The following is a 16,374-nucleotide window of genomic DNA, read 5'->3' on the forward strand; positions in this document are numbered from 1 at the left end:
TCTCCCACAGAGACATCATCCCTCCCGCCGGTCAGTCACCGAACCTGGAGCCCAAATGGTGGGGCAGGTTAACTTGTCACCCAAACCTGCATCAGCCCCATGGGCGTGAATGGCCAGTGAGCATCTGGGTCGCGTGACCACGGGAAGTCAGCGCCTCACGTCTATGCAGTTGAGGTATTCGATGCGGAGCGTGTTGACTTCGTTGCGGTACGTCGTTAGGAACTCTCGAAGAGCCACGAGCTTCCCCCCGTAGGTGTTGAGCTGCCAGGCCATGAAGAACTCCGGGGAATGGGATGAGTAGCGGGTCGCTTGCCCGTCCTCGACCAGCCAGAGTCCACGCTCGTCCTTTGGGGCCGGTGGCCCAGGGTGGTCGATCGTGATCTCAAGCATCATGTAGCGCAGCCCCAGGCGGCGAACCAGATCCAGATCGCTGATCCAGGTGGTGCCGCCATATCGAGTTGTCATCCAGCTCACCGGATCGCGGTATACCTCGTGGGCGTAATGGTGGAAGCCTGGTGCACCCCCGGTGCTGTTCGTGAACAGCTTCCCCTCGACGACAGAGCGACTGCCGTCGGGGAAGCGGGCGACGGCTTTGATGCGTGGTTCCCACTGGGCGAGCTCATCCGGCCATCCGTATATGACGGTCTGAATCAGGTCGCAGGGGTTGTAGATCCACAAGACAACATCGATGTCGCCTGGCTGCTCGGCAACTCGCTCCAGCCACGCCGGGACAAGCATCTCCCACTCGGGGTTACCGCCGAGGCTGGTCATGGCCTGATCCACAAAAGTGGCCCACCGACTGGTGAACCGGGGATTGGCGGAGCCGATGTACTTGAAGTGCCCATCCCCTCGATCGTGACCGATTAGCATCTGCAGCCAATCGCGTTCCTCGTACGCCCCGTTGCCCAGGGCAAACGCTCCACTGCCCCGATACCCGGTGATCTCCCAATTGGGATCGCCTAGGAGAGTGCCCAGCACCCCTGGGTACGCCGACCCGACTTCGACGCAGCGAACGCGTGCGTCGATTTCGCACCGTGCCTCGTACTCGGCCGGGTGCTTCGCAGCGTATCCATCTACTTCAGGGGAGCCCGACAACGCGCTGTCCCACGCCACGGTGCCGACACCCAGGTATAGGCCGTAATGCGCACTGACACCGTCCTTGGCGCTGACGCGTTCAAAGTCGGCAGCAAGGAGGTTTGGCGCGCCGATCTCGGAAGCAATCTGCCGTATGTGGTTCCATCCTCGGTCTCGGTCTTGGGGACTCGCGTAGAGGTAGATGCCGTGCACCGGTGTGACGTACTGCTCAGCTGATGATGGAAGCATCGCGACGCGCTCAGCGCTGAGCGTCCGATCGTCATACACCTGAAGTTCGTAACCGCGAAGGTCATGGCTCCAGTCACGGGCCATGTTGCTCACCGGGACGAGTAGTTCCCGCCAATCGGTCGACACGATGAGGGCACGGATGCGGTCAGATGCGACCTGCTTGTCGCGCTGAAGCAGCTCTGCGTACTTAGCGACTTCGTGCAACGCCTCACGCGATGTGGACGTAGCACGCTTCAACTCGATGATCACCCACAGGCCGTGTCGGTCACGAGCAAGGATGTCGATCCATCCCCTCGTACGGAGTGGCGGGTCGCTCAACGCAAATTCGCATCGGACGAGGGTCAGTCCTGGTTCGAGAACGTCCAACTGCTCCGCCAAGAGGTCCCGGAGCTCACGTTCGAGTAATGCGGTCATGAGCGAAGACAGTAGCGGTGCGGTCTGACATAGACCCCAGGGCGGTGGGAGCTCCTTGCGCGGCCGATCCGCTCGTCCCGCTGGCGCAGTGCCATTGCCCGATCAACGGCTGTACCCAGAGTGACGATGCCATAGCGTCGACGCCGAGTAGGCATGGTCAGTTCGCTCGAAGCGGGTGGCGACCGCACGGAACTGTCTCAACTTGCTGACGCGCCGTTCGGTGGCGCCGCGCCGGGTGCCCTCGACATAGGTGCCGGCCCGGGATGAGCCCGGAGCGCGACCGGCCCCTTGGTCAGGAATCGGCGGACTCGGTGGCCGCGGGGCGATTCAACAGATAGCCCCATACAGTGCTGAGGTTCTCGTCGTCCAGTTGCATGGTGTCCGACCAGTTCCGGCGCTCCACAGGGGCAAGGAGCGACTCAAGCGTGCAGGACCAGGCATCGCACAGCAGGCGCAGAATGTGTCCGTCGAGGCCGCTCGAAAACCGCCACCATGCCTTCTGCCAGGTGGTTCCCGTGTGGTTGCGGGCGAACTCGTAGTCGGTGTCGCGGTTCGCCCCGAGTGGGAAGACTTCCGACAGCGGCGGGTACGGATAACTCTCACATATCAGGATCCAGTCGGAGGGCAGCTGTACCGGCTCCAGGGAGGCCGTGTGATAGGCCCTCGGAGGTCTCGAGTGCCAGTGCAGGGGAGCTCCGCGGGCCAGGAAGACCCGGTCACGCCGCGCGGCCCACGCGACGGCCTCGGACGAACGCAGCGGTCCCTGTGACGTGAGGACGAAGGCCACGTCCTCAGGGAGTGCGTTGAAAGCCCGGTACAGGATTCCGGCCAGGTCCAACTGAAGGGACTTGTTGAATTGGTTGGTGTCGCGGAGGTGTTGCTCTTGGGCCCGTAGCCAACGCTGCACCTGCTCTTGATCGGCGATCGGGTCGGCTTTGTCTCGTGACGCGCGGCTGGGCTGTCCGGCCAGGTAGCCGGAGAAGTTGATCGAGCGGTCGGCCAGGAAGCCGCTAAGCGTTACGACGCCTCGGAAGCTGTAATTGCTGTGGGCGTGGAGGTTGGTCCAAAGTGTGGCCAGCCCGATGCGGTTGTTGTCGCCGTCCAGCAATTCGGTGGCCCGTGCGACGAAGTCGTCCCGCATCTGCAGGCGTTGCTTCTCGTCTCCGATGCGCAAATTGTCGGGCGAGGGCGGGTAGAGACGGTCGAAGACCTCGTCCGGTGACCCAGTGGCCAAGGAGAACGGTGCGAGCACCTCACTCTCGGCGGCGGCGGGCTCCCAGGTGTGGATGGGCACCGCGTTCTCCAGCACCAGACGTCGGATGAGCTGTGTGAGACGGTCATCTGCCGCGTTATAGAGAAGACCCTGCACGTCGTTGGGGTTCTTCTTGAGCGTGACGCGCACGGTCGTGCCCTCTGGGATCCAGCCCCGTGTCTCCACGGGAGTGAGCAGGGGCCGGCGGGAGGGGCCATCGAAGCTGAGACGCCGGGCGTCCTGGACCGAGGCATCGTAGCGACGAGTGATCAGTTCCACTTGGTCGCCGAGTAGGAACACCGAGAAGAACCCGATGCCGAACCGGCCGCTGGGTTTGAAACCGCCGCCGGCCAGTCCGGGCAGCCGATTGCGCAGGCTGGGGGAGCTCCAACCACTGTTGCCGAAGTCGAGCAGCCCGTGGATTAGGGTCTCCTCGTCCATGCCGACCCCGTTGTCCCGGACTTCCAGGCACCAAGAACCTTCGGTCTCGGTGAGCCGTATCTCTATGCGCCCGTCCGGGAAGCCCGTCTGCAGTGCCTCGCGGGCGAGGACGGCGTCCTGGGCATTCTGAATAAGTTCCCTTACGGCGACCTCGGGTTCATTGCCATAGAGCTGTTCCCCGCCCAGCCGCTTGACCAATGAGGGGACGTCGGAGACCTTCACCGTCGCGTCTATGGGGCGCCAGCCCTGGACGCGGAAGTGCTCGGCGAAGCGCTCCGGGGAATCGACCCCGGCGACGGCGCGGGCGGCGAGCCGGTCCCGGCCGAGGTCGTGCAGGAGAGCGTCGACGGCTTTGAGTTCTTGGTCAATGCCACGTAGATAGTCGAGCGCCAGCCACCACGACGGTGCGTCCTGCGCGAGGAACGGGCGCAGTGACGTGTACGTGACGCGGTCACCGTTGAGATCGGGACGGCTGACGTGGGTCTGGAACTGCCAGTGTTCCCGGGCGACTCCCTGAGGGTTGCGGAGTGCGAACAGCAGAGTGGGTGCACGGCGGCCGTCGATCTGCGTCGCGTCGGCCAGCCGTAGGATGCAGGCCAGTTTGAGTGGGTCGATGGTCCAGTCACGGGGCTGCCATGGCCATGAGTTCGCCTCCCGGCGGAACTCGTTGGCGAGTCGGTCCACCGGCCACCAGTGACTGGCCGCCAGATCACCGATGAGCGGGCCATACGCCTCCCGCAGCAGAACGTCGTCGAGAAGATGAATGTCGTTGCCCGCGCTGGACCTCCAGGAGTGGTCCACCAGTCGGCGCGCCTGCTCGGCGTGCGTTTCACGGATGGCAGTGGCCCGGCACGCGTCAGCGACTTCTGTGGGAGGCGAGTCGAGCTGGTCCCGGTCGGGCCAGCACCCCTCTTTGCGGTAATAGGCCACTGAGAGGAGATCGCGCCATCGGTCCTCTCCCAGGGTCTCGGGGACGCTCGTTCCGTACGCGGCCTCTCCCATCGCGGCATCGTGGAGCACGAAGGAACACCCCAGCACGTAGGCCTCGGCCGGATTCAGCGTCACCTTGTCACGGCAGATGAGATCGGCGGTCTCCCACAAGGCATCTACATGGGTGATGTCGTGCACGGTGAACTCGGGCATGCTATGCGCGTTCTCCTGGAGGAGTACGGCTGCCTTCTTCCTGAGCCCGAGGAATGACGTGCGCAGTCGCTCACGCTGTTCGTGATGAGGGTCCTTACCCGAGCGTGTGGCAAGAGCGGTCTGCCACAGGTACGTGCTGGTGTAGTCGTGCTCGGACACGGGGGCGGTCACCTCATTGCCGGCAGGAGAAGAAATGCGGCGATCATCCACATGGTGAGCACCGAGACCAGGATGAACAGGACGACGTACGTCTCGTACCAGCGCAGGAAGTTGCCCGGGCGGGGCCGTTTCCGGAAATTGGAGCCGATGAGCTCGTCGGTGATGTCGCACTCTTCGTTGCGGTAGTCGAGCCAGGCCAGCGCGCCGACTGTGATCAGCAGGGCGGTGAAGGCGGCGACCAAAGTGACGAGGACCAGCAGGCCGATGACTCCGCCTCGTGCGGTGGCCGGGTCGAGTCCCCACTTCCGGTACCCGACGAACAGGACGAGGGCAGCGCTGACGAGCGCGGTGGCAAGGGTCTGGTAGAGGGCTAGGAACCGGTGCGCGTTCTCGTTGACCGTATGGATCTGTTGGAGGACGTATCGGTACCGCTCCAACGCGAACTCGTCGCGGAGCGCGGCCATCTCAGGCCTGCTCTCTCCCGGCGTCGCCATCGCCCTCCCCGTCCCCTCCAGCAGCATAGGCAACTCATGCTTGCCCGGCGCCCGTTTCATCGACACTTCGTCGACCAAGCCTCGGGCTCGCAAGTGCGCGTCAGCGGCGGCGGACTCCATGCAGCGCATGGAACAGCTGCACTGACTGCACGACCAACTCGACAGCGTGCGCCGGAACCTGGCGCGTATACGCAGCTCGTCGGTGCGGGACGTTGTCCGCCGGAGGGATCCTCCTTCGTGTCCGGCTGTAGCCTTCTGCGGTCGGAGAGGAGACGTACTCGACGAGGGCGGCATCGTGTCGGCATGACGGGGCGGCCTACGACCTCTTCGTCCCGAATGAAGGGGCGGCCAGTAGGGCCCAGTTCAAGGTCTAGGGTGACGGTTGTCTTAGGAGAGATTCGCGGACACGAACACGAGCAACACGGACCGTCAGGTCCGACTGTCGTTCCTCGGGTAATTCCGCGACATCCGTGACTGTAGGAGTGATCTCCAGCCGCACCAAGCGAGGAAACGTGCCCGGCGCAGGTCAAGGCCAGGGTGATCCGTTCCTCGCGGCGAAGGCGCAGCAGGGTGTAGGCCCACTCCCCCCAGAAGTCGGCCTCACTGCCCGGAGTCAGCAGTCGCCGCCATGGCGTCTCGTAGCCATGACCTGATGCCTCGGGACTGGGTGCGGAGCTCTTGGGCGGCCTTCGATTGCTCGTTAATATGGCGCTGGGTAACCGTCCAGCCTTCGTCGGCCACATCCTTGGCCTCTAGATAGTGGCCGAGCCTGGCAAGCCGGACGGCCAGGTTGTTCAGCTCACGGCAAAGTGAATCGTTCTGGGTTCCGTAGAGACCTCAGATGTTGGGTGTGACCTGGGGTTTCGTGGTGATGAGGTAGTGGTTTGCTTCGTACTCGACGGGCGGGATGTGCCCTATCTCACCGTGGAGTCGACTGTGGTTGTACCAGTCCACCCACTCGGCGGTGGCGAGCTCGACCTGGGAGAGCGTTTGCCACGGCCTCTGGGGCTTGATCAACTCGGTTTTGTAGAGCCCGATCGTCGATTCCATCAGGGCGTTGTCCAGGGCGTCCCCGATCGAGCCGATGCTCGCCGCGATGCCGGCGGCATCCAGATGGTCGGCCAGCTTGAACGATGTGTACTGCTTGGACCCGGCGTCCGAGTGATGTATCAACTCACGGCGAATGTAGGGGTGTTGGTCGCGGTCGCCTTGCCACAAGGCCATCTCCAGCGCGTCCAGGACAAGCCGGGTCTCCTTCGTGGTGGCGGCCGACCAGCCGACGATGCGGGGCGAGAAGGTGTCCACGACGAAGGCGACGTAGACGACGCCGGTCCAGGTCGCCACGTGGGTGAAGTCTGCGACCCAGCAGCGGTTCGGTGCGTCGGCGACGAAGTCGCGGTCGACCAGGTCCGGCGCCCTGGGTGCGGCGGGGGCGGGGATCGTGGTGACCACCTTCTTGCCGCGGACGGCGCCGGTGATGCCGAGTTCGCGCATGAGGCGCTCGACGGTGCAGCGGGCCACGGGATGGCCTTGTCGATTCAAGTGCCGCCAGATCTTCCTGGCGCCGTAGACACGGTAGTTGGTGTCGTACGCCTTCTTGATCAGGGGCTACAGTTCGGTGTCGCGGACGGTGCGGGCCGCGGGGACGGCCTGGCGTTTGGGGGTGGGCGTAGTAGGTGGAGGGGGCGATCTTGCAGTCGTGGTCGGTGAGGACCCGGCAGATCGGCTCGACGCCGCCGAAGCGGCCCTTGTGAGAGGTCGGAGCGTCCCAGAGGACCGGGCGGCCATTCCTTCCGAGCCCTCGAGGGCAACGTGCCATCAGCCATACCCGGTCCTCCCGGACCACCTCACATTCTTAGGGACGTGCCATGACTCGATCCTCTCAAATGATCGAGTCCCTACCGAACCCGGAACGGTTCAATGACCGAGCTGCGAATGGACAAGGGGCTGGGGCGGGATGTCCTGCCCGTGATGCGCCCAGAATGCGCAACCTGCTGTGCGCTCATCTCTCGAACCCGCCCTCGGTCCAGCGGGTCATGTTCTCGAACGCGTCCAGGGCCCTGCGGTCGTGAGGTCCGTAACGTCGCTGACAATCGCGGCCTATCCGTTCGTACAGCTCTATCGCGCCGCGCTCGTCGCCGGACTCGCCGGTCATTTCGGCGAGTTCACCGCGGGCAACGAGAGTCTCCGCGTGGGCTGACCCAAACTGAAGTGACAGGCGGCGGACGCGCTTTTGGGCGTCCCTGATGCGCTCTGTGATTCCAGCGTCTACCTGAGTCGTGTCGTGCCCCGACAGCCGTCGTCGCGTCGCTGCCGCCGCATCGAGGGACCGCTCTACTTCCTGGATCGCCCGGATCACCGCGTGCGCGTTGCGAGGGCGGTGGGCCGGATGCTTGGCCAGTAGCGACATAATCAGGTCATCGAGGGCGTCAGGTACATCCGGCACTTGCTGGCCGGGTCGGACCGGGGGGTGATGCTGGTGAGCCTTGGCCAGTGCCGCGGGGTCCGAGTGCCGATCGCCGAACGGAGGCCAGCCGATCACCATCTCGTACATCACGCACCCAAGGGAATACAGGTCACTCCGCTCGTCCCCCGATTCGAAGCGGCATCGCTCCGGTGATCTGTACAGCGGTGTCCCGATGTCGGTGTGCGACTCGGTGGCATCAGCGAAGCGGGCGAGCCCGAAGTCGATGATGCGCACCTCGCTGTTGTCGTGGGTGATGAGGATGTTGGCGGGCTTGATGTCACGGTGTACCACGCCCTCGCGGTGTGCGGCGGCGAGACCCTCGGCGATCTGTCTGCTCCAGCGTACGGTCTGCTCCAGCAGTAGGGGGTCGTTGCCCAGGTACTCCACGAGAGGGCGACCGTCGATGTGTTCCATGACGAGGAAGGGGTCGTCGCCGTCGACCTCGCAGTCGTAGATCGTCGCTACGTACGTGTGATCGACCCGGGCCATCGTGTGGCCCTCGCGGACGAACATCTCCTTTGCCCGGGCGAAGCGTTCACTACCCGGAGCTGCGCCCGTGAGGCGCCCGGCGCCGAGGAACTTGAGCGCCACCCTGCGGTCGAGGCGGACATCCCGGGCCTCCAGCACGTCCCCCATCCCACCGCTGCCTAGGTGGGCAATGAGCTCATATCGACCATTTCCGACGAACCTGGAACCATCCTCTGCGGGCGCCGGCTCTCTCACGTCAACTCCTCCTCTCGCCAGGTCTCGGTGCCCCATGCTCGCAACCCGTCGGACCCGTGCAGATGGTCATGCCACACGCCGAAGAACTTCTCCCGCTGCCGCAGCCCAAGGCGGAGCGTCCGAACGCGGCGCCGCGCCAGCCCGGACCCCGCTGTCCGCAGTTCCCGTCTACGGACCGGCACCCGACGCCATTCATACGCCGCCCACCCCGCGAACCCGAGGCCGAGACACGCGCAGATCACGCGGGCAACCCCCGCCGCCGTGATGAAGGCGAGAACGCCGGCCATCAGAGTCAGCACCCCAGCTCCCCACAGCCGGGTCCGATTCAGCCGCACTGCATCCACGCGCCGACCCGTGCGCTCCTCTATGGCTCCGGCCAGTTCAGCGACGAGGGGCTCGGCGTCCACGTTGGTGGACGGATCGGCGGGGACGACGGAACTCCATTCGTCCGTTCCGATGACGAGTTCGCTGGGCAGCAGGTGCCGGGCCCGATCTGCGCACTCTTCTGCAGCGCCCAGCACGCGTGGCCACAGAGTGCGCAGGACCAACCTTCGGGCTTCGTTGCCGAGAAGGACGGATCTCGGTGCGAAGACGGCGTTGACCAGGAGGGTGCGGAGGTCGGTGGGCTCGCGTGCGTCGTCATCGGCATTGACGGAACGGCGGGCTGCGTCCACGTCTCCACCGTGATCGATGACACGGCGCAAGTACTCCATGCGGCGATCCAGCGCCTGCTCCTCCTCGTCGTACCGGTCGATCAGGGCTCCCAGCGCTCCCTCTGCGTATGTGCCCGACTCGGACCAGTCCGCCGGTTCGGGCGGAAACTGCCTTTGTAGGTAGTCCAGTGCGGCGACGGGGACGCTGGCTAGCTCCCAGCCCCGCCTGAACCGGTCCCACTCCGTTGCGCACAGCTGACCCAGCTCGGGAAACGCATCGGCCGGCAGGCGGTTCCGCAGCTCCCACAAGTGGTCGGCCACAGGGTCGGGCCCGCCGCCGTCGGCTAGGTCCAGTTGGCCCGCCCAGCGCTTCATGGCGAGTTGGGCGTAGGAGTGTGCATCATCGCCGAGCTCTCGGCAAGCCACCGCGTCCAACACGATCTGGAAGTCCTCATCCAGGGCGTAGGAATCGATGGAACGGAGGTACTGATCCATCCGACGGGCGGCCTCCTTGAACTCGCCCAGGCGTGAACAGGTCAAGGCCAAGAACAGGTTGGACTTGGCGGCGTCGAGGGAGTAGGCATGGCTCACGGCGCGGCGAGCACGCTGCGCCTCACCTCGATGGCGGGCTGCGAGCGCGACTACAGCCGGAGCCAGCCAGTACGACGGCTCCATCAGCAGGCGTTCCGCGGCGCAAGCCTCAACAGCGGCAACATCGACGACGCCGCGCTCCACAGCGTCTCGAGTGAGCGTGTGAACGAGACTGTGGGCGAGAGCACGCGTACGTCGACGCTGCTCGAAGCGGCTCTGCCAATCGAGCGTGAGCCGCGCCAGCTCGGCCTCGGCGGCGGCGCGTACCTGATCCTTGGCGTACCGTTCCGTGAACTCAGCGAACTGTTCACGAAGTTGGCATAATGAGTTGTCTACGACCCGCACGGAATGCGCCACGTTCCTCAACTCGGCGATTGTCGCGTCGAGGTCACCCCGAAGCGCGGCGATCTCCGACTGTGCTGAGGAGACTGCGGTGTCGAGCGAGGAGATCCCCCTCGAGACGACTCCTAGTATCTCGTCCTGGTGCTCCTGACCTGCAACGAGAGAACGGACAGCCTCCGCTAACTCGCGGTCAAGTGGATCAACTTGGAACCCTTCGCTCACCATGCCCCCGAGTTCTGCTGCCGGTTTGAACCTCGCCCGTACTCGATCCTGCATCCGGCGCACCATTATCCGTGTGCAACGGTGCAGGCGATCCCGAACCGCTAACCTGAGCGGTTCAGCAGCAACCACGCAGGGGGATCCGTGGAGCAGCCGTACCAGCCAGTGAAGAAGCTCTTCTTCGGGCGTGACGACGCGGAGTCTGATTTCGCCAACGGTCTGCTGCGTGATGGCTTCCAGTCCACGTACGCCTCGGAGGCCGTACTGGCCGGGCGCAAGTCGCTCGTTGTCGGGCGCAAGGGTTCCGGCAAGAGTGCCATCTGTGCCCATCTCGCGGGCGGCGGGTATCCGGGACGCACTGCCCTCATCACGCCGGACGACGCGGCAGGTGACGAGATCCGGCGCTTCGAGCTGCAAGGGCTAACCGCCGACACCGCTAAATCCCTGATCTGGCGCTACATCTTCGCCGTGCACGCGGCCCAGTACGTCACCGAACATGCCGAAACCCATAAGAAGTGGCGCGCTCCAGCCTCCGTACGCGTCCTCAAAGACTTTCTCCAGGCCAACGACGAGAGCGGCGACGGACGGCTCACCGACCGCCTGCGGCGCGGCACGCGCCTGCTGCAGTCGGCGACCCTGTCGGTCAAGATGTTCGGCCTCGAGGCGAGTGTCAGCGCCGGGGGTGAACCCGGCACAGGTTCCGAGGGCGCGCGGGCCACACGGCAGCTCGACGCGCTCGAGGCGGGCGTGCGGGCTGCCTTCGAAGACCTCGGTTGTGTCGCGGCGGGGGAGAAACCCCTACTGATCCTCGTAGACCAGCTGGAGCAGGTGTGGCAGGGCGACTCGGACAGCCACGCGATGGTCACCGGTCTTCTGCTCGGCGCCAAGCACGCTGCCGCGGCATATAGGCACGCGGTGCGTTGCGTGCTCTTTGTGCGGGCCGACATCTATGATGCGCTGAACTTCGCGGACGGGGACAAGTTCCGCAGTGACGAAGTCCGAATCACCTGGAGCCCGTCTGCTCTACGTTCTTTGGCCCGAGCCCGTGCCAGCCTGTCGCTCGAACGGCCGATTTCGGACGAGGAGCTGTGGGACGGCGTCTTCCCACCCCGGGTCGCCGGCGAGTGGACCCCGGACTACCTCGTGCGGCGCTCCCTTGCCCGACCCCGCGACATCATCCAGTTCCTCACGCTGTGCAGGGACGCAGCTGACCGCTCGGGACGCCCGACGATCCACGAAGAGGACGTCATGGAGGCCGCCGAGCAGTTCTCCCGATGGAAGCTCGATGACCTCGCCAAGGAGTACAACGTCGGCTTTCCATTCCTGCGGCCGGTGTTCGCCCAGTTCGAGAACGCTGGCTACGCCGTGGACCGAAACGACTTCACCGTGCGGTTCGACGCGACCCGGGAGGCCCTTCACGACAGATACTCCGCGTACACCGAGCAGTTGACGGCCACCTCGGTCATCGACGCCCTATACGGCATCGGCTTCCTAGGCGTAAGCCGTGGTGATGGCGTGGTGTACGCCGGTGACTCGCAGTGGCCTGTCCAGCCGTACGAGGAAAACCTGCGTGTCCATCCGTGCTTTCGGCCGGCGCTCGGCTGCCGGACGCCGACGGGCGCTGAAGACGGCAGGGTGTATGTGGGCATCGGCAATCAGGGGACGATGGCGGGGGCATTGAATCACGCCGCGTTTTTGCGGAATGTCGTCACGACGGATGCCGGGTTCCAGGCGGACCGCCATGTGCGACTGCTGGAGGAGACAACATCAGCGCTGTCGCGCCTGCAGCGGCAACTTGAACGGTCGGGCCTGCCGTCCGCCGCCCACTCCGAGGTACAGCAAGGCATCGATCTCCTCAACAGGAAGATCGATGCCTTGCCTCTCCCCGGCTCGGGCTTGACCTCCGGCATGGTGGAAGACTTGATCGGCGTCGTCACCGAGCGACTCGCCGTGTCCCATGCCTGTTTGAACGACAGCGGACTCCGCGATGAGCCTCTCGCCCGTCGCCTCGCCGACGAGTCGCGGGCGCTGAGGAGGGCACTCGGAGGAGCGGTTGGCGCTGGAGGCGGTTCGGATTCCTCCGGCTGATGAGGCGGCTCTGGTTTGCGGTCAAATAAGCTGGTCTGGTGTGCCCTCACCACTCCCCGCCGCGCACTGGCGAACATCGGGGTCAGAGCCGCTGTCTACCCGGCACGCGTACCACTCAACGATGTTGACGTGCCCGACCAAGCGCGGTTGACCGCCGCCCTGTCAAACGAAGGCTCTGGGTAGCGCATCTGCGTTAACTGACGGTGTGCGGGTCTGGTCGGAGGCTGACGACCACCGCTGGCCCGACGACGGCCGTGGTCGGGGGGGCGCCTGCTCTGGCTGCACCTCACTGGCGCAGGTGGCTACTGGATTGCCTGCCGGTCAGCACATCTATCCTATGGGTTGTCTTAACGGAGGTTGGCGGATACGAACGTGGATAACGACAGCCGTCGCGTTCGGTTGAGTTTCTTCGGTGGGTGAGCCGCTTGAGCTGCACTGTAATGGGCAAGTACGGCCGCACCAACTGAGCTGTGGACAGGTTTCGAGGCCGTGGACCGACTTGGGAACCGGGCTATGCGAGTCGGTCGGCAACTTCGGCCCCGTCACGTGAAGCGGCGGGGCCTGAACTGCTCATGAGTCCTGATACTTGGCACGACGCGGACGGCGACGGAGTCGGCTCCGACTAGGAGTAACCTCAACTCTCCCTCTGGACAACACCATTCACCGCATTCCGCGCGTCATGGCTACCACCAGGCCCTCGAAGAAGCGGGCCAGTTCGGGGGCGCCTTCAACTCGCGATGAGGACGCTCCCGAGCTGAGGGGCGGCTGCTGATCCATCAACAGGTGGCACGCGGCTTGGCTGCGACTCGGTCGACGTGAAGGACGCGGAGGACTTGGAGCGGGAGTTCGTGGCGGCGTTGCGCGCGGACATGCCGACGGTCATCGTCGTGTCGACCGCACCAGGAAAGGCAATGTTGCGAATCGGGGTGAGGGACACCTTCCAGTGGCCCGGACGGTCGACACGCCAGTCGGCTACGTTCCCGAGTGGATGTAGGCGGCCCAACGGCTGGGCAGCGCCGGGGTCTTGTCGCGCAGTTTGCGTACGGCGTTATGCAGGGCCTCGGCCGCCAGCTCCGGGTCGGCCGGTTGTGTCCGATCGGCGGTGAGGCTGGTGTAGAAGTCATGCGCCACGGTGATCGCGGTCCGGTCGTTGATGGGCCACAGCGTCCCGATGACGCTGCGGTATCCGGCGAGTTGGAAGGCCGCGGTGAGGTGCGTCGCCTCGTCCGCCTGTTCCTGGTTGGTGTCGGTCGTGCTGCAGGCGGACAGGTAGGCCAGTCGGGCATGCCGGAGAGCGAGGCGCGTGATGGCGTGCAGTGTCAACGGGTTGGCCACGTGGTCGTGCAGCAGCAGTCGGCTCGCCGACGGATCGCGCAGGTCCGCGTAGCCGTGGCACGCGAGGTGGACGATGCCGTGCCGACGCAGTGCTTCGATCACGGCGTCGCGGTCCGTCGCAACGCCGGGAGCCGGAAGGACAGTCGCTCCGGGGATGAAGTCGCCCACGATGTCGGCCTCTTGGGCGGCACCGTGGAGCGGCGGACAGTCCGGTGCGTCCGGAACGGCGACCACCAGCGCGGACTCTGTACCGGAACCGTCGCGCCGCGCGTGGGCCAGCGCGCGTATGGTGGGCGTGTAGGAGCTGATGACGCGGTCCATGACCGTCTCGGACCGTGCGATCGGCTCGTAGCGGCCCGCGGCATGGAGGGGCAGCATCGTGACCACGCCGACCGGGCACCACCACACCCTGCTCCAACGCCGGCCTTCCGGCGGGGGACCGGTGTGGCCCAGAGAGTCGAGCACGGGTTCGGTGATGTTGGTCCATGTCCAGGTGAGCACGGCCAGCATCTGTTGCTGTGCTTCACGTCGTGCCCGGGCGCGCTGCTGCCGGTCGGTGGTGACCCGCAGAGCTGTACGGAACGCATCCGCCTGCTGCACGACCGCCTTCCGAGTGACCGCGGCGGGAAGGTGCACGGTGCGGGTCGGCTCATCGGGATCGTTGCGGACGATCAGGGCGTGGGCGCTCGTCTCCTCCGCCGTCACGTAGATGACCGGACCCCGGTCCGCGTGTCGGCACAGCTCGGCGATGGGCGTGGGTCGTTGGAAGCCGGCCAGGCCGGGCCGATGGCGGATCTCTTCGAGGAGAGCGTCCCACTGTTCGTTGAGCGCCACGCGACGGGCGGCGAGTTCGCGCGAGTGGCGTCCCGTGGCGTCGCGGTGCTCGCCGAAGGACGGCAGCGTGATCTCGTGATCGGCAGCGTTGATCGCGTCGCGGATCTCCTGGAACCGCGGCAGGAGATCGGGAGCTGCGGCCCGTAGTTCGGCTGCGTCGTCCCGTGTGTCCAGCGTGCCTGCGAAGACCACTCCGCGGGTCTGTTCCAGCAGTTCGACCGCGTAACCAGGCTGGCCCGCGGCGATGGCGGTCGCCGCAGCTGTCGCGGGAAGCCTGTTCGCGCTGCTGACCCGATGCTCCCGGTCGGCGCGGTCCACGTCTCGCAGTCCCAGTTGCGGCAGCAGCTCCGTCGCGAGCCGGATCATCGCCATCGCGCGCCGCACACGCCCCAGCCGGAGATCCGCAACGGCCGCCCGCTGAGCCGCCGTGATGCGCTGGCTGATCGACGCTCCGCTCATCTTGGCGGTCGCCGAATGGGGCGGAACGGACTCACGCAGCGTCGCGGGGTACTCGGTCCTCTCGAACGACAGCTGCAACAACTCACCGAGGTTGGAGAGGCAATCGGCGCGGTCAGGGTGATTGGGCAGAGTACTGGCAACCGCTTGCTTCGCGAACTCTATGGATTCATCGAGGGCTCGGACCGGAGCTGTCTCACTGCGCACATACAACTCGCGCAGCGCCGTGCTGAGATGCGACAGATACTTTCCCCGCTCAGGATGGTCTGCGGGCGCCGTCCCGACCAGGTCCCGTGCGGCCTCCAATGCCTTTTCCAGCAGCGTTGGATCCTTTGAGTGGCCGTACTCATTCATCAATGCCCGGTACAGCACGTTGAGTCGTGGCAGGTAGTCGGGATGGTTCACCGAGGTGGCGGTGACGGCCTTCTCGATTTCCCTCGTGGCATCGGCGGCTGTCCGTTCATCGCCCGTGCGGTCGGCGAGGTGGACCAATGAGCTGCCCAGAACGGCCTGGGTTCCGGCCCACTCGGGATCGTCGGGCCGAAGACCGCCGATCGCCTCGCGCGCGTAGAACACCGCTTCCCGCGCCATGGCCAGGTCCCTCGTCCGTTCGGACAACATCCGGAGAGCGTCGGCCAGGTTGCCTGTGAAGGATGTGGCCTCACGGCCGATACCCGGCGCGGTCGCGACCGCTTCGCGGCCGAACTCCGCCGCATCGCGCAGAGCGGGCACGTCACCTGTCAGCTCGTACCGCCGTTTCAGCACAAGGGCGAGCAGGTTCCGCCGTGCAGAGTGATCCTCGCTCTCTCGTCGGGCTTCGCTCAGCGACCGCCGGATCAACCCGGATGCCTCGTCCAGGATCTCGAGGTCACCGGTACGTCCGGAAAGCAGCCAGAGCATCGAGGCGAGCGTCTCGCGATACGTGTCGAGGGCCGGGTCATGGGGTTGCATGACCTCCACAGCGCGCCGCGCCGCGGTCACGGCGTCGCGCAGCGTGGGCAGGTCGTCCGTCCGCTCGTACTCGCGGAGGAGTGCGGACGCGAGCTCATAAAGGGATACGGCTGGAATGGGATCAGTGAAATAGGTACCGACCGGTCCGACTCCCCACGGGTACGACCACTTCACAGCCTGCGCAAGGTTCCACGGATCGAGGTCCGTCGTCGTGCTCGTGAACAGATTCAACAGCAAGCTGCCCAGATTCCGGTTGTGAGCCTCGAATTCCGGATGGGAGGGAGGTGTGAATAAAATGACGGTCCGGCATGCGGTGATCGCCTCGCGCAGCACGGTGACATCTCGGGACTGGTCGAACAGACGCTGAAGCGCCAATGTCAGATCGACGTGCAATTCCGCCCGTTTCGGATGGTTTTGCGGCATGCCTTCCAATTGCCATCGAATATGCATGACGTTCTGCCGGAGACGCTCATTCTCGACCATAGAACC

General features: G+C 65.3%; 8 protein-coding genes. 1 reads left to right on the forward strand and 7 read right to left on the reverse strand.

Going from position 1 to position 16,374, the window contains the following annotated elements; translation table 11 throughout:
* Positions 1 to 147: 147 nt before the first annotated feature.
* The 6 genes from ACWIGU_RS37425 to ACWIGU_RS37450 form a co-directional block, all read right to left on the reverse strand.
* Positions 148 to 1,737, reverse strand: a complete 1,590-nt coding sequence (locus ACWIGU_RS37425; RefSeq protein ID WP_454406129.1) for an endonuclease NucS domain-containing protein — start codon at positions 1,735 to 1,737, stop codon at positions 148 to 150.
* Between the two features lie 292 nt (positions 1,738 to 2,029).
* Complete coding sequence (locus ACWIGU_RS37430; RefSeq protein WP_454406130.1) at positions 2,030 to 4,732, reverse strand: HD domain-containing protein; 2,703 nt, start codon at positions 4,730 to 4,732, stop codon at positions 2,030 to 2,032.
* An 8-nt stretch (positions 4,733 to 4,740) separates the two neighbouring features.
* Positions 4,741 to 5,226 carry a hypothetical protein gene (locus ACWIGU_RS37435; RefSeq protein WP_454406131.1) on the reverse strand — a complete coding sequence of 162 codons (486 nt, stop codon included), beginning with the start codon at positions 5,224 to 5,226 and terminating at the stop codon, positions 4,741 to 4,743.
* Between the two features lie 837 nt (positions 5,227 to 6,063).
* Positions 6,064 to 6,831 carry an IS3 family transposase gene (locus ACWIGU_RS37440; protein ID WP_454406188.1) on the reverse strand — a complete coding sequence of 256 codons (768 nt, stop codon included), beginning with the start codon at positions 6,829 to 6,831 and terminating at the stop codon, positions 6,064 to 6,066.
* A 397-nt stretch (positions 6,832 to 7,228) separates the two neighbouring features.
* Positions 7,229 to 8,416 (reverse strand): serine/threonine-protein kinase, encoded by a 1,188-nt coding sequence (locus ACWIGU_RS37445; protein ID WP_454406132.1) that lies wholly within the window; start codon positions 8,414 to 8,416, stop codon positions 7,229 to 7,231.
* Positions 8,413 to 10,278, reverse strand: a complete 1,866-nt coding sequence (locus ACWIGU_RS37450) for a hypothetical protein (RefSeq protein ID WP_454406133.1) — start codon at positions 10,276 to 10,278, stop codon at positions 8,413 to 8,415. The genes ACWIGU_RS37445 and ACWIGU_RS37450 overlap by 4 nt, the downstream gene beginning before the upstream one ends.
* Before the next feature lie 87 nt (positions 10,279 to 10,365).
* Here ACWIGU_RS37450 and ACWIGU_RS37455 point away from each other — a divergent pair, with 87 nt between their 5' ends.
* Positions 10,366 to 12,309, forward strand: coding sequence for a P-loop ATPase, Sll1717 family (locus tag ACWIGU_RS37455; RefSeq protein WP_454406134.1), 1,944 nt, complete (start codon positions 10,366 to 10,368; stop codon positions 12,307 to 12,309).
* A 972-nt stretch (positions 12,310 to 13,281) separates the two neighbouring features.
* On the opposite strand, the gene ACWIGU_RS37460 is transcribed toward ACWIGU_RS37455, so the two are convergent.
* Entirely contained in the window at positions 13,282 to 16,368 is a 3,087-nt protein-coding gene (locus ACWIGU_RS37460) for a CHAT domain-containing protein (protein ID WP_454406135.1), read from the reverse strand.
* Positions 16,369 to 16,374: the final 6 nt, after the last annotated feature.

Source organism: Streptomyces sp. NPDC055400, assembly GCF_053644375.1.